At 42.1% G+C, this 23,844-nt stretch carries 17 protein-coding genes; 11 read left to right on the forward strand and 6 right to left on the reverse strand.

What is annotated here, in order from left to right:
- The first annotated feature begins 113 nt into the window (after positions 1-113).
- The 10 genes from ACFPIK_RS05225 (at position 114) to ACFPIK_RS05270 (ending at position 16,522) form a co-directional block, all read left to right on the forward strand.
- On the forward strand, positions 114-326 hold the full coding sequence (locus tag ACFPIK_RS05225) for a hypothetical protein (protein ID WP_377912951.1): 213 nt from the start codon (positions 114-116) through the stop codon (positions 324-326).
- A gap of 1,745 nt (positions 327-2,071) precedes the next feature.
- Complete coding sequence (locus ACFPIK_RS05230) at positions 2,072-2,371, forward strand: GIY-YIG nuclease family protein (protein WP_377912953.1); 300 nt, start codon at positions 2,072-2,074, stop codon at positions 2,369-2,371.
- A 199-nt stretch (positions 2,372-2,570) separates the two neighbouring features.
- Entirely contained in the window at positions 2,571-3,383 is an 813-nt protein-coding gene (locus tag ACFPIK_RS05235) for a polysaccharide biosynthesis/export family protein (RefSeq protein WP_377912955.1), read from the forward strand.
- 9 nt (positions 3,384-3,392) lie between these two features.
- Positions 3,393-5,852 (forward strand): GumC family protein, encoded by a 2,460-nt coding sequence (locus ACFPIK_RS05240; RefSeq protein WP_377912957.1) that lies wholly within the window; start codon positions 3,393-3,395, stop codon positions 5,850-5,852.
- Between the two features lie 1,699 nt (positions 5,853-7,551).
- A complete protein-coding gene (locus ACFPIK_RS05245; RefSeq protein WP_377912959.1) occupies positions 7,552-8,709 on the forward strand; it encodes a glycosyltransferase family 4 protein in 1,158 nt (385 codons plus the stop codon).
- 347 nt (positions 8,710-9,056) lie between these two features.
- Entirely contained in the window at positions 9,057-10,193 is a 1,137-nt protein-coding gene (locus tag ACFPIK_RS05250; protein WP_377912961.1) for a DegT/DnrJ/EryC1/StrS family aminotransferase, read from the forward strand.
- Position 10,194: 1 nt separating this feature from the next.
- Positions 10,195-10,812 (forward strand): sugar transferase, encoded by a 618-nt coding sequence (locus ACFPIK_RS05255; protein WP_377912963.1) that lies wholly within the window; start codon positions 10,195-10,197, stop codon positions 10,810-10,812.
- 218 nt (positions 10,813-11,030) lie between these two features.
- Positions 11,031-12,941, forward strand: coding sequence for a polysaccharide biosynthesis protein (locus ACFPIK_RS05260; RefSeq protein ID WP_377912965.1), 1,911 nt, complete (start codon positions 11,031-11,033; stop codon positions 12,939-12,941).
- 207 nt (positions 12,942-13,148) lie between these two features.
- The gene (locus ACFPIK_RS05265) at positions 13,149-14,729 is read left to right on the forward strand and encodes an NAD(P)/FAD-dependent oxidoreductase (RefSeq protein WP_377912967.1); all 1,581 of its coding nucleotides are present in this window, start codon (positions 13,149-13,151) and stop codon (positions 14,727-14,729) included.
- A gap of 404 nt (positions 14,730-15,133) precedes the next feature.
- Positions 15,134-16,522, forward strand: a complete 1,389-nt coding sequence (locus ACFPIK_RS05270) for an exonuclease domain-containing protein (RefSeq protein ID WP_377912969.1) — start codon at positions 15,134-15,136, stop codon at positions 16,520-16,522.
- 519 nt (positions 16,523-17,041) lie between these two features.
- On the opposite strand, the gene ACFPIK_RS05275 is transcribed toward ACFPIK_RS05270, so the two are convergent.
- Together ACFPIK_RS05275 and ACFPIK_RS05280 are read right to left on the reverse strand one after the other, a co-directional pair.
- Positions 17,042-17,596: a GNAT family N-acetyltransferase gene (locus ACFPIK_RS05275; RefSeq protein ID WP_377912971.1), complete on the reverse strand. Its 555-nt coding sequence runs from the start codon at positions 17,594-17,596 to the stop codon at positions 17,042-17,044.
- Positions 17,596-18,720, reverse strand: a complete 1,125-nt coding sequence (locus ACFPIK_RS05280) for a pyridoxal phosphate-dependent aminotransferase (protein WP_377912973.1) — start codon at positions 18,718-18,720, stop codon at positions 17,596-17,598. Before ACFPIK_RS05280 ends, ACFPIK_RS05275 begins: the two co-directional genes overlap by 1 nt.
- Positions 18,721-18,920: 200 nt before the next feature.
- Here ACFPIK_RS05280 and ACFPIK_RS05285 point away from each other — a divergent pair, with 200 nt between their 5' ends.
- Complete coding sequence (locus tag ACFPIK_RS05285) at positions 18,921-19,712, forward strand: hypothetical protein (RefSeq protein WP_377912975.1); 792 nt, start codon at positions 18,921-18,923, stop codon at positions 19,710-19,712.
- Between the two features lie 120 nt (positions 19,713-19,832).
- On the opposite strand, the gene ACFPIK_RS05290 is transcribed toward ACFPIK_RS05285, so the two are convergent.
- From ACFPIK_RS05290 to ACFPIK_RS05305, 4 genes are all read right to left on the reverse strand, one after another.
- Positions 19,833-20,750: an alpha/beta hydrolase gene (locus ACFPIK_RS05290; RefSeq protein ID WP_377912977.1), complete on the reverse strand. Its 918-nt coding sequence runs from the start codon at positions 20,748-20,750 to the stop codon at positions 19,833-19,835.
- A gap of 348 nt (positions 20,751-21,098) precedes the next feature.
- A complete protein-coding gene (locus ACFPIK_RS05295) occupies positions 21,099-21,437 on the reverse strand; it encodes an L-rhamnose mutarotase (RefSeq protein ID WP_377912979.1) in 339 nt (112 codons plus the stop codon).
- A gap of 167 nt (positions 21,438-21,604) precedes the next feature.
- Positions 21,605-22,915, reverse strand: coding sequence for an L-fucose:H+ symporter permease (gene fucP / locus ACFPIK_RS05300; RefSeq protein WP_377912981.1), 1,311 nt, complete (start codon positions 22,913-22,915; stop codon positions 21,605-21,607).
- Positions 22,912-23,682: an L-fucose dehydrogenase gene (locus ACFPIK_RS05305; RefSeq protein WP_377912983.1), complete on the reverse strand. Its 771-nt coding sequence runs from the start codon at positions 23,680-23,682 to the stop codon at positions 22,912-22,914. Before ACFPIK_RS05305 ends, fucP begins: the two co-directional genes overlap by 4 nt.
- Positions 23,683-23,844: the final 162 nt, after the last annotated feature.

A 23,844-nucleotide genomic window follows, 5' to 3' on the forward strand; every position in this document is an offset into this window, starting at 1 on the left:
GTGATTATTACAAAGGCCAGCCTACCCGAAGCAATCTTCTTGAATACCACGAAAGATCGCTTCGAAGCAGTAAGCTTCTAGGCTAAATTTCAAGTGTCATTTTGCTTCTCGCGATGACGTTTCGCGATGACGTGATCGTCATTGCGAGGGTAGAAATCCGTCATTGTAGTTATTTCAAAGGCCAGCCTACCCGAAGCAATCTTTTCATTGGATTAAGATCGCTTCGTCGCCATCGTCATTGCGAGGGAAGAGACGGAAAAATAGAATTTGTGCAGATTGCCACCCTTCCCGAAGCAATCTTTTTAAGGGTTAAGATCGCTTCGTAGCAGTTAGCCTCATTGCTAAATTTTAAGTGTCATTTTGCTTCTCGCGATGACGTGATCGTCATTGCGCCTGCCCGCTGTGGCGGGAGGGTAGAAATCCGTAATTGTAATTATTACAAAGTCCAGGCTACCCGAAGCAATCTTCTTGAATACCACGAAAGATCGCTTCGAAGCAGTAAGCTTCTAGGCTAAATTCCAAGTGTCATTTTGCTTCTCGCGATGACGTGATACCCGAAGCAATCTCATCCAGTTGCCAAGATCGCTTCGAAGTTTTCGTCATTGCGAGGGTAGAAATCATTTGTAGTAATTTTAACAAAGACCAGCCTACCCGAAGCAATCTTCTTGAATACCACGAAAGATCGCTTCGAAGCAGTTAGCTTCTAGGCTAAATTCCAAGTGTCATTTTGCTTCTCGCGATGACGTGATACCCGAAGCAATCTTTAGTGTGTGTTATAAAAGATCGCTTTCCCGAAAAAATCGGGACAGGCAGTCGCAGTTAGCTTCTAGGCTAAATTCCAAGTGTCATTTTGCTTCTCGCGATGACGTGATACCCGAAGCAATCTTTAGTGTTTACTTACCAAAGATCGCTTCGTAGCCATCGTCATTGCGAGGGAAGAGACGGGAAAATAGAATTTGTGCAGATTGCCACCCTTTCCGAAGCAATCTTCTTGAATACCACGAAAGATCGCTTTCCCGAAAAAATCGGGACAGGCAGTCGCAGTTAGCTTCTAGGCTAAATTTCAAGTGTCATTTTGCTTCTCGCGATGACGTTTCGCGATGACGTGATCGTCATTGCGAGGGTAGAAACCGGTCATTGTGATTATTACAAAGGGCAGCCTACCCGAAGCAATCTATTCCTAAAGACTAGATCGCTTCGAAGCAGTAAGCTTCTAGGCTAAATTTCAAGTGTCATTTTGCTTCTCGCGATGACGTCTTACCCGAAGCAATCTTTTCATTGGATTAAGATCGCTTCGTCGATTCCGTCATTGCGAGGGAAGAGACGGAAAAATAGAATTTGTGCAGATTGCCACCCTTTCCGAAGCAATCTTTTTAAGGGTTAAGATCGCTTCGAAGCAGTAAGCTTCTAGGCTAAATTTTAAGTGTCATTTTGCTTCTCGCGATGACGTTTCGCGATGACGTGATCGTCATTGCGAGGGTAGAAACCGGTCATTGTAGTTATTACAAAGGGCAGCCTACCCGAAGCAATCTTCTTGAATACCACGAAAGATCGCTTCGAAGCAGTAAGCTTCTAGGCTAAATTTCAAGTGTCATTTTGCTTCTCGCGATGACGTCTTACCCGAAGCAATCTTTAGTGTGTGTTATAAAAGATCGCTTCCCCGAAAAAATCGGGACAGGCAGTCGCAGTTAGCTTCTAGGCTAAATTTCAAGTGTCATTTTGCTTCTCGCGATGACGTTTCGCGATGACGTGATCGTCATTGCGAGGGTAGAAATCGGTCATTGTAGTTATCAAAAAGGCCAGCCTACCCGAAGCAATCTTTTCAAGGGTTAAGATCGCTTCGTCGTGCCTCCTCGCGATGACGTATTACCCGAAGCAATCTTTCATAAACCAAATCAAGATCACTTCGCAGCTGTAGAGTTCTGTTTAAACAAAACTAATTGGATAAGCTGCTCGTGATGACGTTCATGCTTCTCGCGATGACGTTTACGCTTCTCGAGATGACGTGGCACCCGAAGCCTGCCCGCCGAGAGGCGGGCAATCTTTCAACTTTTACAGCCAAAAAGCTAAAATGGAAAAAGGTGGAGTAATTTACATCATGACTAATTTTTCGAATACTGTTTTGTATACTGGAGTGACGAATGATTTGATTCGTAGAGTTTTTGAACATAAATCAGGACTTGATCCTAAGTCCTTTACCTTCAAATACAAGATTTCCAAATTGGTTTATTTTGAATCTTTTCACTCGATAAAAGAGGCAATTGTAAGGGAAAAGCAGATTAAGGGCGGAAGTAGAATTAAGAAAGAGAAATTGATTAACTCCTTAAATCCCGCTTGGAAAGATCTATGGGATGAGGTTCAAAATTGGTGACTAAGGTTTAATTTGATGCTGTAAAACCGCAATCTAAATCAACTGCATCCCGATAAACAACTCCGAAGATGAAAATCAAAATGAATTTAGTTCAACTCAATAAAAACAATTAAAATTCAACCTTCATACAGAAACCTTGCTGTTTCAAAACCCATTTTGCCTTAATTTTGGGCGCTTTACCCTGTATTTTCGATTACTTATGCATCATACACTTAAATCTGCCTTTTTTTTGATCCTGTTCGCCGGCTTGGCGTCTTGTGTCTCCAACGAGAAAATCATCTACCTTCAAAATCTGGAGGGAAAGAAACCCATCTCAGAAGGGGAATTGATCACCTACGTAATCCCCGAGTACAAGCTCCAATACAATGACATCATTGATGTGAATATTCAGACGGTGCAAGATTTGATCGAAAATGGCTTTTCCAATTCCAATCAAAGAGGGAACCCAGGGATGGGCATGCAAATGGGCCAGGGAGGCGGAGATATATACTACATGACCGGCTACACGGTAGACAAAAACGGAAATATCCGCCTGCCGATCGTAGGTGACATCATGGTAAAGGATAAAACCATCGAGGAAGCGCGAGTAGAAATTGAATCAAAGCTTAAGACCTACATCACTTCCGAAGTCTATGTCAAGGTCAAACTCGGAGGTATCCGCTATTCGGCCCTAGGTGAATTCCGTAGACCTGGCAAGTTTGTCGTGCTTCAAGACCGAATGACCATCTTCGAAGCCATTGCCAATGCAGGTGATCTCAGTAATATCGCCAAGCGCGACGAGGTACTCCTGATCCGTCAGTATCCGGAAGGCACCAAGCTGCACCGGATCAACCTCAATGACCGACACATCGTTGCCTCTCCGTTTTATTTTATCCAACCCAATGACCAACTCTACGCCGAACCGATGAAAGTGCGGGAGGTAGGTGCAGGTGAAAATGCATCTCAGTCCCTTGCGTTATTTGTATCCGTATTCACCGCTGCTATTTTGTTGATCAATACCTTTACCCGTTAATTCTGTTTTATGTATCCGAATTCACCCCAAGTCAATTCTAACCAACCCAATCCTTTTTTGGTAAGCCAGGAAAGTGAGTTGGATTTCCGTGTTATTCTGTTTCGGTATCTCCAGCATTGGCCTGTTATTTTGATTTTTGCTTTTTTGGGAGTAGTGGCAGCTTATTTTTACAATAAATTCACTACACCACTATTCAAAGTAGAATCTACCCTCATTATCAAAGATGATGATAAATCCTTGGGGTCGGATATCTTTGGTTCTGCCGGGTTTTCTGGACTTCAGGGAAGAAGTAATATCGAGAATGAAATCGGATTATTGAAATCCTACTCTTTGGCGATTTCCACTATTGGTAAGCTCAACCTGAATGTGCAATATTTCAAGGAGGGCTTCTACAAAATGGTTGAAATTTATGGGAACAGCCCGGTTTTAGTTCAGGCAGATTTTTCAAGAAAGCAAGCAGTAGGTGGACTTTTTCGATTAGTAGTTTTGGATGAAAATCGATTTGAATTGACTACAGAAGGGAATGGTTTTCAGCTGTTTAATCCAGCTGACCCCAATTTTAAAACTGGTACAGGTTTGGTTTTACTTCCTAAGTCCATCTATGAATTTGGGGAAACGGTTTCACACGAGTTTTTTGAGTTTAAGGTAGATAAAGTGTCGGCAATTCCCGGTGAAATTGTCTTTTTCAGATTGTTGGATACTCCTTCACTAGCCTTAACTTATTCCTCAGCACTGAGTGTAACTCCATCTAACAAGCAGAGTTCCATTCTTACTTTGAGTCTGGAGACCCCTCTCAGACGATTGGGAGTAGATTACTTAAATGGTTTAATGGAAACCTATCTGCAACGCGAATTGGATGAGAAAAACCGTACTTCTCAAAACACCATTCGGTTTATCGATCAACAACTTAGCGGGATCACAGATTCACTTCGGGGTTCAGAAAACAAACTGCAACAATACCGCTCAGAAAATAAGATATTCAATCTTTCCCAAGAGGGGTCTGTAATTTTTTCAAGTCTTCAGGAGCTTGAAAAGCAAAAAAGTCAAACCGAGCTGAATATTAAGTATTTACAGACATTAAAAACTTATTTAGGCACAGGTTCTACAGGAGAATTGGTAGCTCCATCCATCATGGGGACGGCTGATCCTTTGCTAAGTGCGTTAGTTCAAAATCTCTCGGAATTACAAGCAGATCGGGTCAGGTTGAAGGCGAATTTTTCAGACCAAACTCCTCAGGTTCGTGACATCAATGCGCGAATTAAAAATACAACAGATGCACTTCAGGAAAATGTAAGTTCGGCCATTACCAATACCCAAAATGTGCTGGCGGATCTGAATAATCGAATCCGAATGATCGAAAGGGATATCAATCAGCTACCGGAAACTGAGCGAAATCTCTTGGGTTATCAGCGTCAGTTCTCGATAAACGAAAACATTTACATTTATTTCCTTCAGAAAAAGGCCGAAGCGGAGATCACCATGGCTTCCAATATGCCAAGCAATGTAATTTTGGATTTCGCCAAATCTGGGCAGGGTCCCATATCTCCAAATACTAGCAGAAATTTAATTTTTGGGTTACTGATAGGTCTGATAATTCCCATTGGTTTTATCACGGTCAAAGACTTTTTGAACACCAAGATTGAGGATCCTAAAGAATTGGAAAACCAAATAAAAGTTCCTCTGATCGGTATGGTTGGTCGGAATATATCAGGAGAATCAATACCTGTTTTGAACAATCCGCGCTCATCAGTGACTGAATCATTTCGTTCTCTTCGAGCTGATTTGACTTACCTTAGTCCTCAAAAAGAGAATTTGACATTGCTCTTTACCTCTTCCATTTCAGGAGAAGGAAAAACCTTTGTATCCATGAACATGGCGTCAGTTTTTGCTTTATTGGGCAAAAAGACGATTTTGATAGGCCTGGACTTGCGCAAACCAAAAATTGCCCAAGAGTTTGGATTGAAGAATGATGTTGGGATGTCCACCGTGCTAAGTTCAACTACTTCATGGAAACAAGTGGTAAAATCTTCAGGATATGAAAATTTGGATGTGATCCTTTCAGGACCTATCCCTCCCAACCCCGCGGAGTTATTGCTACAGGAGAAGTTTGGAAAGATTATCCAGGAAGTGAAAAAGGAGTATGAGATCGTGGTATTTGATTGCCCACCGGTGGGTCTGGTGTCAGAGACTAAGGAATTATTTGCCTTTTCGGATGTTAATTTCTTTGTATTCCGACAAGGTTATTCGATGAAGGGGAATACCCAGATCCTTAATAATCTCGTAGAAAAAGGGAATGTGAGTAAAATCTATGGTGTCCTCAATGATATTCACATGGACAAAGGCTATGGGTACGGCTATGGCTATGGTTACGGCTATGGCTATGGCTATGGCTACGGCCATAATTCCTACGGCTACCATGATGAAGTACACATTCCATGGTGGAAACGAGCTTTCCGTCGTAGATCCTAAATACAAGCCTCCCAGCAAAGGGAGGCTTTTTTTGTGGCCTGGAACCCCAGCTTTGAAAAGCTGAGCTGTTTTAAGGCGTGCTTTCAGCACTATGATCGAAACCTCTCTGCTGAATCGAATTCCGACTGTTTTTCCATGAAAATTAAATTTGATCATTGGCCATTGATCATTGCTCCTTGCTCAGTCCAACTTCAGTTGGAGGAGAGGAGGATAGAAAGGGAATGCTGATTTCTCTGGGCTTTAGCCCAAATTGATACGAACAGGAAATTTGGCTAAAGCCTAGGTTGGTGAGATGACAGGTAAGAGCGGGCTAAAGCCACGCTCCAATTGATAGTTTTCCAATCCAGCTGTTTACCACATCAACCAACTCGTGAAATCCTGCCTGAATGAATCTGCGATCCAATTTCCTTGAAAATTGAATTTGTTCATTGGCCATTGATCATTGAGAATTGCTCCTTGCTCAGTTCTATTTAATTGCCTCCAACTTCAGTTGGAGGAGGAGGATAGGAAGGGAATGCTGATTTCTCTGGGCTTTAGCCCAAATTGATACGAACAGGAAATTTGGCTAAAGCCTAGGTTGGTGAGATGACAGGTAAGAGCGGGCTAAAGCCACGCTCCAATTGATAGTTTTCCAATCCAGCTGTTTACCACATCAACCAACTCGTGAAATCCTGCCTGAATGAATCTGCGATCCAATTTCCTTGAAAATTGAATTTGATCATTGATCATTGAATTTGATCATTGTCCCATTGCCATTGCGCTGACACTGACTTTACGTTTCCAAACAATCATTTCGGGCCAGCGCCGCTGGCGTCGGTATTTTTTTTTAATCCCAGCTTTGAAAAGCTGGGCTATTACAAGGCGTGCTTTCAGCACTGTGATCGAAACCTCTCTGCTGAATCGAATTCCGACTGTTTTTCCTTGAAAATTGAATTTGGTCATTGGTCATTGATCCTTGCTCAGTTCTATTTAATTGCCTCCAACTTCAGTTGGAGGAGGAGGATAGGAAGGGAATGCTGATTTCTCTGGGCTTTAGCCCAAATTGATACGAACAGGAAATTTGGCTAAAGCCTAGGTTGGTGAGATGACAGGTAAGAGCGGGCTAAAGCCACGCTTCAATTGATTGTTTTCCAATTCTGCTATTCACCACATTAATCAACTCGTGAAATCCTGCCTGAATGAATCTGCGATCCAATTTCCTTGAAAATTGAACTTGATCATTGAAAATTGAACTTGATCATTGTCCCATTGCCATTGCGCTGGCACTGACTTTACGTTTCCAAACAATCATTTCGGGCCAGCGCCGCGGGCGTCCGTATTTTTTTTGAATCCCAGCTTTGAAAAGCTGGGCTATTACAAGGCGTGCTTTCAGCACTATGATCGAAACCTCTCTGCTGAATCGAATTCCGACTGTTTTTCCATGAAAATTGAATTTGGTCATTGATCATTGAAAATTGAACTTGATCCATTTACCCATCCATCTCCAAAAATTCTATCTTTTTTAAATCACCAGTCGGAATTTTTAAATTCAAAAAAATGACCTTTAAAACTGTCCTTTTGTTTTTCAAATAGAAATTGTACTCATTTTGTATTTTTCAAATACATGGTACTTAAATTATTTTTTCTATAAAAATTAGGCATAATAATTGTAAAAAATTAACTTGAAATGTGATCCTTATTGTTTGAAAACCAACTAATCATGAATTTTCTTTTAGCTACGCTCACTTCCTTTTCAGTAGGATTTTTACTAACACCCATAGTTATTGCGGTGTTGAAAAAGATAAAAATCGGTGATAGTCCTGGAGGACGTAAAATCCATAAGAGATTTACTCCTTCCATGGGTGGAATCGCCTTTATATCTGCTACTTACATTGCTTTGGCGATTTGGGGTTGGCAGTATCCAATGCCTGATATCCGGTTTCTGCTTGGTGCCATTGCCTTGATGTTTTTTGTGGGTTTCCGAGATGATATGGTTGAGCTCACAGCTAAACAGAAGATTTTGGGTCAACTCGTCGCGGTATTGTTGGTGATTGTGGCGGGGGATATCCGGATCAAAGAATTTCATGGGTTCTTGGGAATTGATCAGTTGCCTTTGTTGGTCAGTTACGGATTTAGTGCCTTTGTCCTGTTGGCCTTGACCAATGCCTTCAACCTGATAGACGGGTTGGACGGGCTAGCAGGTACTGTAGCAGTAATTTCGCTTTCCCTGCTGGGGGGCTGGTTTTATATTCAGGGTTTGGAGAGTTTGGCTGTTTTAAGCTTTACCTTATTGGGAGGTGTACTTTCCTTTTTGGTATTCAATTGGCATCCGGCAAAAATATTTATGGGGGACACGGGTTCCTTGGCGCTGGGATTTTCCCTGGGCAGTTTGATCATTGCCTTTATGGAATACAATTCCTCTCTGGCAGAAGGGACATTTTTGAAGTTTGAACCTTCATTTACGATAGGAATAGTCTTGATGATTTATCCTTTGTACGATATGGCCAGGGTGTTTACGAAAAGGCTTTCCAAAGGCAAACACCCGATGAGTGCGGACAAAAGCCACGTTCATCATTTTTTGTTGCGTTCCGGATTGAAGCACAATGAGGTGGCCTTATTGTTGGGATTTGTTCAGCTGGTATTGATTGGCTTGGTGATTTCCTTAGGTAGCTATGCAGACAACCTTGTTTTGCCCATCCTCTCTGCTGTGGTATTGCTACTCGGTTCAAGACTGGATGTATTAACGCTCAAATCTATCAGAAGAAAAGTGAATAATTCTCCTAGGATACTCGCTGTGGATCCGAAGCCTGCTAATAAATCAATAAAATTGAAAGTAGGGCCTCAAACAGTGGAGTCAGGAAATATGAATCTGAACTAGCTTAAACCAGACCTAGCTTGCTGATTGATACGGTTAGTGAGACGGTTTATAAATGAATGGAATTCTTAGGTAAAAGATTTGAAATAAAAAGATTTTTAATGATCCGATTTTCTCCCATTAAACAAATAAGATAAAGTTTGAAGTCCTGTTTGTAGTGCTATGGACTGTCGTCTGTGGTAAGTTGACGAATATCCGGCATCTTTAGAGCTGATGACCTACCTATAAGATTGCTGATATTTATTAAAGATTTTATACATGAGTAAAATGATTGAAGTGCCCAAGTAGAATTGGTTGGGTTTTTGTAAGGTAAGTAGTAAGTTTAAAGCTTTATAGATTCATTTCGATTAATGTCCTACATGCTACCACTTTCTTTTCCTGTTTTTAATGGAAATGAAAACTTGTATATCCAACAAGTGATGAGTTCCGGTCATCTGGCAACCAGTGGTTCCTTTATCCATAAATTCGAATCTAAGCTGTCCAAAAAAGTAAAGTCTCACCAAGCTGTTGCTTTAAACTCAGGAACATCCGCACTTCATTTGGCATTAGTCTTATTGGGAATTGGTCCAGGAGACGAAGTCATTTGCCAATCTTTCACTTTTTGTGCCTCTGCCAATCCAATCGTTTATTTAGGAGCCACACCGGTTTTTGTAGATAGCGAGCGAGACACCTGGAATATCGATCCTGAAATTTTGGAAGATGCTATTCTGAGTAGAATAGCGCAAGGTAAAAAGCCTAAGGCTATCATCGTGGTTCATTTATTTGGCATGCCGGCTAAGATGAATGAAATCATGAATATTGCCAACAAATACAGTATTCCCGTCCTCGAGGACGCTGCAGAAGCAGTAGGTAGTTGCTATGAAGGAAAGTATTGTGGGACGATAGGGAAATTGGGCATTTATTCATTTAATGGGAATAAAATCATCACAACAGGTGGAGGCGGGGCAATGCTTTCCAATGATGCTACCCTGATTGAAAGAGCTAAATACTTATCCACACAAGCAAGAGAAGACCTTCCATTTTATCAGCATTTGGAAATAGGATACAATTACCGAATGAATAATATGGCGGCAGCCATAGGATTGGCGCAACTGGAAAAATTGGAATCCTGGATAGAAAAAAGGAGGCTGATCAATGAGCGTTACCGGTATCTATTGGAAGGTGTGCCTGGAATTACCTTTCAAACAGAGTCTGATGAGTCCAAGTCTAATTATTGGCTAACTACGATTTTGATTGATGATAAGGCGACGGGGATTTCTAATGACCGCCTTAGAGTTGTCCTTTTTAAAGCAGGGATTGAGACCCGTTTCCTCTGGAAACCTCTTCACCTGCAACCAGTATATAAATCTGCTCCTTTTTATGGAGGAAACATTTCTGAAAAGATGTTCCTTCAAGGCCTTTGTTTGCCAAGCTCAGTCAGCCTCACTTTTGAAGATCAAAAACTGATCTGTGGTATGATTGAAAAGGAGTTTAGCAAAATTTATTAAAGTGTTCTACAGCAATGTCGGCAAACGAATCCTAGACTTAGGATTGGCAATCCTGATGTTCCTTGTTTTTTTACCTGTATTTTTAATTTTGACGTTGATGATCAGCTTTAACTTTTGGGGGAATCCTTTTTTCCTCCAGGAAAGACCGGGAAAGCACGGTCGTATTTTTAGAATTATCAAATTCAAAACGATGGCAGATCTTTTTGATTCAAAAGGTATCCCCCTTGCGGATGGGGAGCGGCTTACTCGGTTGGGTCGAATTATTAGAAAAACATCACTCGATGAACTTCCACAATTACTCAATGTCATTCAAGGGGATATGAGCCTAGTGGGGCCAAGACCTTTACTGTTGGAGTATCTTCCGCTGTATGATGCGGATCAATCGAGGAGGCATTTAGTGAGGCCTGGAGTCACTGGATGGGCCCAGATAAATGGTAGAAATGCAATTTCTTGGCAGGAAAAATTTCTTTTGGATGTTTGGTATGTTGATCACCTTTCATTTCTGTTGGATTTAAAAATCCTCTTCGTGACTTTGTTCAATGTATTGATGGGAAAAGGGGTAAGTCAACAAGGGCAAGCGACAGTTGGGAAATTTAAAGGAAACAAGGGTATTATATAAATCCGGAACTATATACTATACCGTATATGTAAATCAAATTCCAAAAAGTTTAATCGAGAATTAACTTTCATAAAAGTCCGGGAATATGCTGTGTTTAGAATATCACAATAATTTCTTGGAAAATTGAAGAAAAATAAAAAAACTGTTTACTTTGTAGCTATTATGTGAATGAATAGTAGCCTATCAGCAAATTTTGACTATTTGAAAAAACCTATACTATGAATTTTTTATCGAAGCTTAAGATTCTTCCTCGCTGGATTATCGCAACTCTGGATTCTTTAATTCTCTTTTACTGCGCTTTATTTGGTTACCTCGTCCGTTTTAATTTTGAACTGGAGCTTATCGAGGAATATGACGCATTTGCAGGAAGCTTTACCTTCATGGTTGGTGGACTTTTGGTGATGCAAAATACCCGAAGTTATGAAGGCATAGTACGCCACACCGGCTTTAGAGATGGATCAAACATTTTCAAAACGGTAGTCATCAATTTCATCCTTTTCTTATTTCTCAACTTCTTCCACGGGAGTTTTTTGAATGACCGTTTTTTGCTTCCGACTTCGGTATTAATCATTGCCAGTTTATCTGCCTTGTTTATGTTGGTATTTTACAGGCTGGTGGTTAAGGAGCTTTTTGTTTACCTGAAAAACGGATTTGTTCAAAAAGATTTTCGTCAGGCTGTCATTTTCGGTGCTGGTGAAGCAGGTATAATTGCTCAAGAAGCCATCAAGCGGGACAGCAAAAGCCAAGTCAACGTAGTTGCTTTTTTGGATGATGATTTGAAAAAGGAGGGGAAAAATATTGATGGCAAGAGGATTTACCATGGGCTTGGAGATTTAGAGCACTTAGTGAGGCAGTTTGAAATCACAGATCTTATCATTGCAGTAAGAGATTTTTCAGTTCAGCGCAAGAATGAAATCATCGATGAATGTCTCCGTTTGAACGTGTCCGTTTCCATGGTGCCTCCTGTAGATCAATGGATTAATGGAGGACTTACGGCAGGCGCGATTCGCGAGATTAAAATCGAAGATTTACTTAGTAGAGAACAGATTCTATTGGATAATCCTCAAATTGAAGAAGATCTGAAGGGCAAAGTCATTTTGGTGACAGGTGCCGCTGGTTCGATTGGCTCAGAATTGTGTCGTCAAATATCCCATTACCATCCCCGACTTTTGGTCATGCTCGACATTGCGGAATCCGCCCTGTACGATGTGGAGCAGGAATTTAAAGAACACCACCCTTCTTGTAAGATTAAAGTTGTGCTGGGTGATGTTCGCAATAAGAAGAAAATGAAAGAGGTCTTTAAGGAATGCAAGCCTGAAGTGGTCTTTCATGCGGCCGCCTATAAACATGTGCCTATGATGGAAAATTATCCGGAAGAGGCAGTTCATGCCAACGTTATAGGCACAAAAATTCTGGCTGATCTAGCTGTTCTTTCTCAGGTGGATAAATTCGTTTTTGTATCCACGGATAAAGCTGTAAATCCTACCAATGTCATGGGGGCAAGTAAAAGAGCGGCTGAAATGTATGTTCAGGCTCTGAATGAATACCTAGATACCAACCACAAGAAATTTCACACCAAGTTTATCACCACGCGTTTTGGTAATGTATTGGGATCCAATGGCTCTGTGATACCGCTATTCAAAAAACAAATCATGAATGGTGGGCCTCTTACAGTCACTCATCCAGAAATCACACGTTATTTCATGACGATCCCGGAAGCCTGCCAATTGGTTCTCGAAGCGGGCATCATGGGTAATGGAGGAGAAATTTACGTGTTTGACATGGGCGAGCCGGTCAAAATTCTTGATTTGGCCAAAAAGATGATCCAATTGTCTGGCAAAAAGGTTGATAAAGAAATCAAAATTCAGTTCACCGGACTTCGTGAAGGAGAAAAGCTCTATGAGGAGTTACTTAATGATTTTGAAACCGTGAAAATCACACACCACCCCAAAATCAAAATCGCTCAGGTTCAACCTTCATCCTACCATAAAATAGATGGTCAAATAGACCTTTTCCAAGATTTGATCGGTAAAAATAACGAGACTGATTTGGTAAGGCACTTAAAAGCCTTGGTGCCCGAGTACATTTCTAATTCTTCCCGGTTTGAGGTTTTGGATAGAATGAACTGAGGTAGATAAGTTTGATCATTTAATTACGAACAGGATATTGCTAAAGCCGCTTTGAGAAAAGCGGCTTTTCCTTTTGAATTGGTAGCAGGCTTTTTCAATTCAATTTGGAATCAGCATTGGAATTCGTAGTAGATTTTCTAATGTATTTTTCAGGTTCTATACATTGACCTTGTACCTTTGCAAAGATTTAAGGATAAATACCTTACTATGAAAAAAACCTTTTCACTTCAATTGAGCCCTGAAGAGGCTTACGATGAGGCTAATTTTAAGCGTTCTGTTTTGAAGAAAGCAGGACTCCGAGTGGATACTCCTTATACCTTTGCACGACAAACCAGAAGGTCCATCGATGCCAGAGGGAGAAAAGTACTGGTAAATGTGGAAGCTGAACTTTTTATCAATGAATCTCCGGGTTCGCTATTGGATCATTTCCCAGAATACAAAAATGTAAGTCAATCTTCGCCTCTCTTGATTGTCGGTGCCGGTCCTGCAGGATTGTTTGCAGCGCTTAGAGCGATTGAATTGGGAATAAAGCCAATCGTAATCGAAAGAGGAAAAGATGTGCGGGCTCGTAGACGTGATCTTGCGGCTATCAATAAAGAAGGAATTGTAAATCCGGATTCCAATTACTGTTTCGGGGAAGGTGGGGCTGGTACTTATTCCGACGGCAAATTGTACACGCGTTCCAAGAAAAGAGGAGATATCCGGCGAATCATGGAGATTTTGGTGGCACACGGCGCCACCGAGGAAATTTTGGTGGATGCTCATCCCCACATTGGAACCAACAAATTACCGGTCCTAGTGGCCAAATTGCGGGAAAGCATTTTGGATGCAGGAGGAGAAATTTTGTTTGAGACCAGAGTGGAGGATTTGATTTTAGAAGAAAATGAAATCAAAGGAGTCATCACTCACACAGGCGAAAAGATCAAAGGAATAGGCGTAATCTTGGCTACAGGCCACTCTGCCAGAGATATTTTCCATCTGTTACATCATCGAAAAGTCCTCATCGAGGCTAAGCCTTTTGCCTTGGGAGTGAGAATAGAGCACAGCCAAAATCTGATCGATAGAATTCAATACCACTGTGAAATTGACCGAGGACCTTATTTACCTGCATCTGCTTATTCATTGGTGCAGCAGACCGATTACCAAGGCAAGCAGCGGGGAGTCTTTAGCTTCTGCATGTGCCCGGGGGGATTTATTGTGCCTGCAGCGACCTCACCCGGCGAACTTGTAGTCAATGGTATGAGTCCTAGCCGTCGTGATAGCAAATTTGCCAATTCAGGTATGGTCGTATCGGTAGAATTGGAGGATTTGCCTCAATTTCAGAAGTACGGCCCACTTGCTGCCATGCATTTTCAGGCTGAGGTAGAAAAAAAAGCTTGGGAGATGGGTGGGAAAACTCAAGTGGCTCCCGCACAACGGATGGTGGATTTCGTAAATCGAAAAGTAAGTTCCTCCTTGTTGGATACTTCCTATCAGCCGGGTTTGGAATCTGTGGAAATGCGGGAAGTACTGCCTGATTTTATCTCTGCCCGAATGGCCATGGCATTCAAAGCCTTTGGACAGAAAATGAAGGGGTACCTGACCAACGAAGCACAGCTGATTGGGGTAGAAAGTCGAACTAGCTCTCCTGTGCGAATTCCAAGGGACAAAGAATCATTTGAACATCCACAGATCAAGCGTCTATTTCCATGCGGAGAGGGTGCAGGCTACGCAGGTGGTATTGTTTCTGCGGCTATGGATGGTGAGCGTTGTGCCGAAAAGTTGATTGAAATGTATGTGAAAAGGTGACTTTTTGAGCTTAATTGAGTCTTGCCTGCCGAAGGGTTGTGGTCAAGTTGTCTGCTAAAGCTGTTGTCGGGTTGTCTGCTAAAGTTGTTGCTAAGTTAGCTGCTCAAGTTATTATCATGTTGTTGAATAGGTCTACAAGCTATTCATGGGTAGCTGTTTTTCTGATTGACTCTTAGTGCATTTTCAAACGCTCAAATGAGAAAGATATTAATCTTGGCAACCATTCGATTTCGAGACTTTCGGCGCTCAAGTACTCAAAGCTTGGCAGAAAAGTATCCAACCTTGAGAACCAAACCACTAGATAACTCGATAACCAGATAACTTGATATCCCCTATAACCTGCCAAACCTGACAACCTTTGTCGATATCAACTCTTCTTTCCTCGAAGCATTTATCTTTAGGCCATGGAATATGCCATCGTTGATATCGAGACCACAGGAGGGAACCCCAAGGGAGGTGGAATCACTGAAATCGCAGTGGTCATTCATGATGGACAACGTGTTATCCAAGAGTATCAAACCTTAATCAATCCCAGAATGGCAGTACCTGCCTACATCACAGGATTGACAGGAATCGACTCTTACATGCTGAAAGATGCTCCTTATTTTGAAGTGATATCGGATGAACTTTTTGAACTTCTCCAGGGGAGAGTGTTTGTCGCACACCAAGTTAATTTTGATTTCAGCTTTATCCGAGAAGCTTTTTTGAAAGTTGGGAAGGAGCTGGATTCTCCTAAGCTTTGTACGGTTAGGCTGTCCAGAAAAATATTCCCGGGTTTGGGTTCCTACAGTTTGGGAAGAATCTGTGAGCAACAAAAGATTCCCATTCTCGCTCGACATCGCGCTATGGGAGACGCAAAGGCTACGGCCTTATTATTTGATCGGATGATTCAGCAAAAGCCCGAAATCATTCAGGCTTCACTCAAAAAAAATGCGGTTAATTCTTTCCTTCCACCCCTTTTTCCATTGAGTAAATTTCGTCAGCTTCCCGAATCCTGCGGAGTCTACTACATGCTCAATGACAAGGGCAAGGTGATCTATGTGGGAAAGGCGAACAATATCAAGGAGAGGTTTAAGGGTCATTTTTCAGGTAATGTCCTCCCTCAGCTTAAGCAACTACTGAAGTCGGAAGTAGTGGATGTACACTGGCAATTGACCGGTTCGGAATTTATGGCTCTGCTCATTGAAACACTCGAAATCAAGCGTCTGTGGCCTAAGTATAATTCAGCCATGAAAATGCCCAAAACCCTTTGGGGCCTGTTTCATTACCAAGATGGCTCGGGTTTTTATCGGTTTCAAATTTCCAAAGTCACCAAAAATCTGAAGCCTTTGGAGACATTTTTCTCGTCAGAGGAAGCCAGACAATTTTTAATGGAAGCCGTGGAAGTGTATCGATTGTGTCAAAAACTTTGTGGACTTCGGGCAGTTACCTGTGCGGTAGTACAGGATACATCCTGTCAAGGGGCATGTGGTTCGGGGGAAAATCCCACGGACTATAACCAACGAGCGGAGGAGTGTATCAATCGGATAAAGGGTGCCAAGAAAGAACTGTTGATTACTTTACCAGGTAGAAAAGAGGGGGAAAAAGCTGCCTGTCTATTCCAAGGGGGCATTTTGGCCAAATATGGCTTTTTGGAAAAGGATTCGATTGTGTCTGAGGATTTGGAAATGGTACCACTTGTTCCAGAAACCTATTATTTGCTTCGCCAATTTATACATCGGATCCCCGAAGATCAGATTCAGGTGCTTGAGCCAAGTCTGGAGTCGAATCCTCTTCAACTCGGATTTTTCTAACTTTCTGCTCATTCAATCTCCAATCGCTCTTTCCTTAATCACTTACTCTTTCAATCTCCTAATCAAAGAAATCGCCTTTAGAAAAATTGATCACTCCACCTCGAAGATCAATTGTTTACAATGGAAATAATCAAATATTTAGAAGATTATGAATATCCGCAATCTTACCTCTAAGTAGGTCTTCGGCTCTAAAGATCGCAGATATTCGTTAACTGACCACAGACGACAGTCCACAACACCTAAAATCGGACTTCACCCTTATCTTATTTCGTTACTTGTAGAAAAGCGGATAATCATTTAAATGATCAAGGAAATGAAGAGCTCCGCTTTCCTCCGGTAATCCTAGACTATCCTTGTGCCAGGAATTTTATTCTGCGGTCTTAATTCTCTTAATGAACCTTAATGGTTTGTTAAATTCCTCGGCCAGGTGGCCAATATTTTTGGGGTTGATTAATGATTTTTCAAATGCAGTAAGAATTGATTTCCCCCGATTTCTTCATCACTTATTCGCTATTTACTTTATCCCATATTTCCTACAATCATCCATTCTCCTTCCAAAAAACTATAGTAGATCGTATCTCTACGCCGTCCATGAGTCATCAGGGTATGACTTCTTAGAACCCCTTCTTCAGTGGCCCCGATTCGTTGAAGCGCTTTTCTGGCAGGAATATTCAGCACATCAGTTTTAATTTCTACCCGTTTCATTTTCAGCACCTCAAAACAATAATCCAGCATGACCTTTTTCATGGCTGGATTGATTCCTTTTCCTTGGTACGCTTTACCCAGCCAAGTCCAGCCGATTTCGATCCGTTGATCTCGTGGGAAGTAATTTCCAAACGCCGTCGAACCTACGATTTGGCCGCTTGCTTTTTCGATGACGGTAAATTGCAGGCGATCCTCGGAAAAATGACCTGCTGCCCATTGTTCAAAATCCTCAGGAAGGCTAAGGTCATGCGTAAAATAGACCCACATGTTGGATTCAGCACTTAGTTTTTGCAAAAAAGGAAAATCCTGCCGGGACAAAGGTCTCAGCAGGACTGTTTCGTTCTCGAGGATTAAGTTTCTGTCTAGCATCAGCCCAGTACTTCTTTGATGGCTTGGTTGTAAAGCTGAACTTCTTCAATAGTCCCAGTAGATACCCGGCACCAATCGTTAAGAGGAGGGAAAGGCCTGCCCACGATAAATCCTTTTTGGGCCATCGTTTTTCCGAGTTCGGACACGTCTCTTCCAGACTGGAAAAAGACAAAATTGGCGTGGGATTCTAAGTATGGAAGCTTGAGTTCGTTGAGTGTTTGGATTAAGAGGTTTTTGGCTTCCTCATTTTTCTTAAGTGAAAACTGATAAAATTCCTTGTCCAATAAGGCTGCTTTTCCTGCCTCGATAGCCATAATATTGGTGTTCGCTACCACTCGGTCTCTCAGTTTGGTAGCAAGATCCGGCTTGGCGATAAGGTATCCCAATCGGATTCCAGCCAGTCCATAGACTTTGGAAAGTGTTCGGGAAACCACGACGTTATGACCCTTTTTGACCAATTCTACCATCGAAGGATAGTTTGGTTCCGTGATATAATCGTAATAAGCTTCATCGCTAAAGACTACTGTTTTTTTGCTGACGGTCTCACAGAAATCGAGGACTCTTCGAGCAGGAAGTAGCTTTCCGGTGGGATTATTGGGATTGCATAGGAAGACGAGTTTGGTTTCTGTGGAAACGCGTTTTTCAATTTCATCCAAATCAAAATCCAGGTCTTTGGTCAGTGAAACCCAGTTGATATCAGTACCCCATAGCTCCGCGTATTCCATCATCGAGAGAAAAGTTGGAGCGCAAGTAATGATTTCACCCCCTTGCCCAAAGGTGATTCCAGCTACTTTCAGTCCCTCCGTAGATCCTGCTACCGGCACGATATAATCTTCCGGAACTCCTTCTTTTTCAGCAATCATCTTGACTAAGGAGGCATTGTAGGTCCATGGATAACGGCAACTGTTTTCAAATGCAGCCACCATCGCTTTTCTCATGGATTCAGAAGGACCATAAGGATTTTCATTGGATCCGAGGCGAATCGGACCTGCCAAAGGTCTCGGGTTAAACTTCCTGATTTCTTCAGCACTGAGCGAAGAAACAATTCCATTGCCGCCCAAAAGTGCTAATCCACTTGTCAATGAAGCTGATTTTAACCAATCTCTTCTCGATAGTCCCTTCATAATTTTTTGATTTTGATTGGTAAAATACTAAGCTTTTCCAAAGAATGTTAACAAAATTCTATTTTTGATTCCATTTTCTTGAATAAAAGTATTTTTGGCTAAATGCCATTTAAAATTATTTTTATTCTGAAAAATTGATTTTTTCGAAATATTTTTTTTAAATTATTCCAAGCGCATTTAACCCTAAACCCAAACATACTATGAAAAAGACATTAGCTTTGGTTGTTTGTGGGTTGCTTTGGGTAAATATCCTCAAGGCCCAGCAAACTCAGTACATGGTATTCGAGTTCATCAAGGTGGAGAAAGACCAGCTTTTTGATTACATCGAGTTTAAAGATCTCATGGAAAAAGTCTACCGGCAGGCATTCAATGATCAATTGATCAATGGTTGGGATATTTGGAGGCTACAAAATGGTGCTGATCATGGCGATTTCCAGTACATCATGGTCACGTATTTCAAAAATCCGGTCCATATGATGAATGGATTGGAAGAAGAAACAATGGTAGCCTACACCAAAATTGCTTATCCACACTTGACAGATGCTCAGGTGAGGACTCTTTTTCAGCAAGCGCTGTCTGTCAAAGATGCTCCGATGAGATTGTATATGAAGCAGTTGGCGTTGACGGCGGATGATTTTCAGTTTAAACCTGGGGTTTTGGCCTCATTTGACTTGATGAAGGCAGTGGAAGGAAGATTTGGTGATTATGAAAAGGCAGAAATCGAGGTGTTTAAGCCGATTCATCAAAATCGAATTAATCAAGGAATGATGGGACATTGGAGTTTTTTGAGGTCAGCTTTACCTCTTGGATCGGAAGCCAAGTCAACCCATCTGACGGTAAATCTGTATAAGGATTACATGCAGTTTTTCAATGCTCAGGCCTATGAGGATTTGAATCAGACGGCAGAACAACGAGCGGCAGTCAATGCCGGCCTCAATTCAAGAGATCAAAAGTGGATTTACTTAGCCACATTAGAAAACGTAGTGAGATAATAGTCCGGTTTGACTGTTTCGCTGAGAGGCTCCGAAAGGAGCCTCTTTTTTGTTAGTAAGTGATTGATTCAATTTGTTTTTTCTCTTTCCCCTTTACACACAATCCACTAGGAAGGGGATTTATTTTACCGTTTCATCCATCCAGGTAAGCAATACTTCTCTCCAACTTTCGACGGCACCTTTTCCCAAACCAAACCCAAAGCCATGTCCACCAGTCGGGTAGATGTGGAGTGAGGCTTTCACCCCGTGCTTGTGAAGTGCTTGGTAGTACAAAAGTGAGTTTTCGATGGGAACGCCTTTATCGTCCTGAGCATGCACCAAGAATGTGGGTGGGGTTTGGGCATTTACATTAAGTTCTCCGGAAAAGCGATCCATCAGTTCCTGAGAGGCATGCTCACCGACTAAATTTTTTCTTGAACCTGAATGAACGGCCGCATCCCGAAAGGAGATCACAGGATAAACTAAAATCGAAAAGTCAGGCCTGGCAGCGATTGCATCTATCTCATCTTTAGGGCGATTTACTTCGTGGTTGTATTGGGTGCTGAGTGTGGAAGCTAAGTGTCCTCCTGCAGAAAAACCCATTACGCCCACTTTGGTCGGATCGATATTCCATGCTTCTGCATTTTTTCTTACCAAACGAATCGCTCGTTGTGCATCCATCAAGGGCACTTCCTTCGCGTCAGTAAGTGATTTGGAGATAGGAAGGCGATATTTTACCACGATCCCGGCGATACCCTGAGCATTCAGCCACTTGGCAAAGTCCGTTCCCTCCCAATCATACGCTAAAATCCCGTATCCACCACCTGGGAAGATCACTACTGCCTCTCCGGTGGCAATCTGTTTGGTAGGTAAATACACTTCGATAGTGGGCGTTTGGACATTTGCAATTCTCAGGATTCCCTGTTGGGTAGCTTCTTCTTTTAGGTCAGATGCATTTTGGAGAGGGGGATTACCTGGCCAAAGTGGGAGAGTATGATTTTGGGCAAATGCCATAATTGTAAATAGGCCGATAAGCAAGGTTAGAATGGGTTTTTTCATTTTTTTCAAATTCAAGATTTACATCGATACCATTAAATGGTAATTACGATGGATGATTTTAGAAAATAATTACAACTTAACGCTTACTCAGCTGATTTTTATAGCAGCAAGCTTTTTAGGTGTTTTATATACTTATTTACCAAATCTTTGGATGCATGGAGCTTTGCAGGTTGCTTACTTCGAAGTTCAAATGAACTAGGAGATGCCAATTTCTGGTCTCCTACAGCCTGCTGAGCTAAGCGAAGTCGAAGTATTCAGCCCAAAATCAAGGGTATATCCGTCACTTGGAAGAATAGCGTAATGATCTGAACCCAATAACCCAATCACTCATTTATTCAATACCATATCCTACTCCGCCTTAAACTCAAAAATCTTCTCACAAAGCGCCCAGCGCCAATTGGGGGGTGTACCTGGAAGATTGGTTTGGAATTGACCTAGGAATGATTCCCATTCCTGAACTTTTGGGTTGGCTTGATCCAATGCTGCTTTTTTTTCAAAACTGAATCCGTCTTCCGCCACCAGGATCATGCTTAATCGGTTTTTCCAACGGTAAATGCTCATTTGTAGCACTCCTGCAACGCGAATACTCTCTATAATTTCCGGAGCAACAGCCTTATGACAATCGACATAGGCCTGTATGGCTTCTGGTTCGTCTTTTAAGTCGCAGATGAGAAGGAAAGTTTGCATTGAAGTACGATTTACGATTTTTGATTTACGACGTTTAGAAGAACTTCAATTATGATTTTCAATGGTTCAGCTTTATTTAAAGAGGATTGAAGTTCGTTTCCGGGTTCTAACAACTTATATACCACGCTAAAGCGTGAGCGTAATTAACTTCTTGACTTCCCTACTTCCTAGCTTCCCAACTTTTTCACCCTTATCGCAAAGAGCCAAACCATCAGAAAGCAAATCAACGGCAAAGCAAAAGAGAAATTTACCTCAGGAACTCCCAAAATGATCACATCGGTGTAGCCGGTACCTCCTAAGTCCAATACCATTCCCTGAAGGGTGGGCATGATGGCTCCTCCCACTATAGCCATTACCAAGAACGCTGCCGCAAATTTGGAATCCTCTCCAAGGCCTTCCAGCGCAATTCCATAGATGGTTGGAAACATCAGGGACATCGCAAAGCTGATTCCGACCAAACTGTATAAACCTGTCATACCGGGAAGAAAAATGGCGCCAAGTGTAAAAGCCATGGCTAAAATCGAAAAGCCGGAAAGAAGCTTGGCAGCGGGCATCACTCTCAGTAATGCGGTGCAAACCCAACGCCCCACCAAAAAGACTCCCAAAGATGCGTAAGCATAGTTTACCGCATGGTAGGTAGTGATCCCAATAGACTCAGCATACTGATAGATGTAGGTCCAGACCATAATCTGTGCACCGACATAAAACATCTGTGCCAGCGTGCCTTCTACAAAGTTTCTGTTTTTTACTAGCCTCTTCATAGTAGGACCAAAATCTACTTTGCCGTGTGAATCTTTGTTTTCAGGCATTTTGACCAAAGAAATAACAACAAGAATCGCCAATACGACCAAGCCTAAAATCACATAGGGATTTCGGATCACCATCAAATCATTGCTTTTTACCAAAGCCTTAGAGGCAGCATCCAGAGTGTCATAGAGCAACTGACCATTTTCATCGGTATTGTTGCTCTGGAGTGAATTAAGGATAAATGTTTTTGCCACAAATAGACCAGCCAAGGCTCCCATGGGATTGAAAGCTTGGGCGAGATTTAACCGCTGCGTAGCGGTGGCTTCAGGCCCCATCGATAGAATATAAGGATTGGCGGTGGTCTCCAAAAAAGCCAATCCGAAGGTCAAAATGTATAGGGCTGCCAGAAAGAATCCATAACTCTCCCAAGCTGCTGCCGGATAAAAAAGAACAGCGCCTAATGCGTAAAGTCCTAATCCCAGCAATACCCCTGTTTTGTAAGAGTATTTTTTAATGAAAAATGCCGCAGGCAAAGCCATGGTAAAGTAACCTCCATAAAAGGCCAATTGCACCCAAGAGGCCTGAGTGTTATTGAGCTCCAGGACCCGCTTGAAAGCGGCTACCATGGGATTGGTAATGTCGTTGGCAAATCCCCAAAGCGCAAAAAGTGAGGTGATTAGAATAAAGGGGAGGAGGAGGCTTTTGGGTACGAGTGCAGGTTTTTGGTTCATAGGGATCGGTCAAGATGGGTATAGCCACCGTCGACATAGAGATGCTGTCCGGTGATGTGAGCGGCTTTTTCTGAAAGAAGAAAGATGGCCATGGAGGCAATTTCTTCAGGTTTGGTCATCCGTTTTCCAAGCGGAATTCGCTTGCTGATTTCGGCCAGTTTTTCTTCCGGATTGGCAAAAGATTGAATCCAGCTTTCATACATAGGGGTGTACACTTCAGCGGGTAGGATTGCGTTGACACGGATTTGGTAAGGGAGAAGCTCGACAGCCCACTCTCGGGTGAGGGCGAGTTGGGCGCCTTTGGCAGCCACATAGCCGGATGTGCCCCCTTGTCCTGTGACGGCAGTTTTGGAGGAAATATTGACTATCGAACCTTTGTTTTTTTTCAATTCCGGTAAAGCAAAATGAACCAAAGAATAATAGTGGTGTAAGTTATTGGCGATGGAATTTGCAAAAGCTTCTGGACTTCCATGCTCCAAACCTACGCCATCATTAACTCCGGCATTGTTGACTACGCCATCAATTCTTCCAAAACATCTGATTGCTTCTTCAATTACTTTTTGGCAATCGGCTGCTGAGAAAAGCCTCCAAGGAAGATGCAGTACTTTTCCTTTAGCCAGTGCAATCAGTTCATTTCCTTCTTTTTCAGAAGGATCAATAATCACCGGAATAGCTCCTTCTTCAATAAGGCCTCGAGTAATCGCCCCTCCAATTCCTTTTGCACCGCCGGAGATAAGGATGACTTTGTCTTGTAGGTGAAGGTTCATAGAGGTAGGCAGAGGTTAGTAAAAGGAAAGTGGTGATCAATAAGTAGTGTTCAGTGTTCAGTCACAGTTTTCACTTTGGCTGAGTCCAAACGTTTTTAAAGTTGAATTCCTGATTTAAGTTATAAGGTTCAATATTTCAATAGGATGTGAGTTTTTGTTCTA

Origin of the sequence: Algoriphagus aquatilis (assembly GCF_042657405.1) — a bacterium.
Taxonomy (GTDB): domain Bacteria; phylum Bacteroidota; class Bacteroidia; order Cytophagales; family Cyclobacteriaceae; genus Algoriphagus; species Algoriphagus aquatilis.

What these genes read in the sequence shown, in the direction of transcription:
- ACFPIK_RS05225 (WP_377912951.1), top strand. Translation starts at nt 114, where the DNA reads ATGACGTTTCGCGATGACGTGATCGTCATTGCGAGGGTAGAAATCCGT.
- ACFPIK_RS05230 (WP_377912953.1), top strand. Translation starts at nt 2,072, where the DNA reads ATGGAAAAAGGTGGAGTAATTTACATCATGACTAATTTTTCGAATACT.
- ACFPIK_RS05235 (WP_377912955.1), top strand. Translation starts at nt 2,571, where the DNA reads ATGCATCATACACTTAAATCTGCCTTTTTTTTGATCCTGTTCGCCGGC.
- ACFPIK_RS05240 (WP_377912957.1), top strand. Translation starts at nt 3,393, where the DNA reads ATGTATCCGAATTCACCCCAAGTCAATTCTAACCAACCCAATCCTTTT.
- ACFPIK_RS05245 (WP_377912959.1), top strand. Translation starts at nt 7,552, where the DNA reads ATGAATTTTCTTTTAGCTACGCTCACTTCCTTTTCAGTAGGATTTTTA.
- ACFPIK_RS05250 (WP_377912961.1), top strand. Translation starts at nt 9,057, where the DNA reads ATGTCCTACATGCTACCACTTTCTTTTCCTGTTTTTAATGGAAATGAA.
- ACFPIK_RS05260 (WP_377912965.1), top strand. Translation starts at nt 11,031, where the DNA reads ATGAATTTTTTATCGAAGCTTAAGATTCTTCCTCGCTGGATTATCGCA.
- ACFPIK_RS05265 (WP_377912967.1), top strand. Translation starts at nt 13,149, where the DNA reads ATGAAAAAAACCTTTTCACTTCAATTGAGCCCTGAAGAGGCTTACGAT.
- ACFPIK_RS05270 (WP_377912969.1), top strand. Translation starts at nt 15,134, where the DNA reads ATGGAATATGCCATCGTTGATATCGAGACCACAGGAGGGAACCCCAAG.
- ACFPIK_RS05275 (WP_377912971.1), bottom strand. Translation starts at nt 17,596, where the DNA reads ATGCTAGACAGAAACTTAATCCTCGAGAACGAAACAGTCCTGCTGAGA.
- ACFPIK_RS05280 (WP_377912973.1), bottom strand. Translation starts at nt 18,720, where the DNA reads ATGAAGGGACTATCGAGAAGAGATTGGTTAAAATCAGCTTCATTGACA.
- ACFPIK_RS05285 (WP_377912975.1), top strand. Translation starts at nt 18,921, where the DNA reads ATGAAAAAGACATTAGCTTTGGTTGTTTGTGGGTTGCTTTGGGTAAAT.
- ACFPIK_RS05290 (WP_377912977.1), bottom strand. Translation starts at nt 20,750, where the DNA reads ATGAAAAAACCCATTCTAACCTTGCTTATCGGCCTATTTACAATTATG.
- ACFPIK_RS05295 (WP_377912979.1), bottom strand. Translation starts at nt 21,437, where the DNA reads ATGCAAACTTTCCTTCTCATCTGCGACTTAAAAGACGAACCAGAAGCC.
- fucP (WP_377912981.1), bottom strand. Translation starts at nt 22,915, where the DNA reads ATGAACCAAAAACCTGCACTCGTACCCAAAAGCCTCCTCCTCCCCTTT.
- ACFPIK_RS05305 (WP_377912983.1), bottom strand. Translation starts at nt 23,682, where the DNA reads ATGAACCTTCACCTACAAGACAAAGTCATCCTTATCTCCGGCGGTGCA.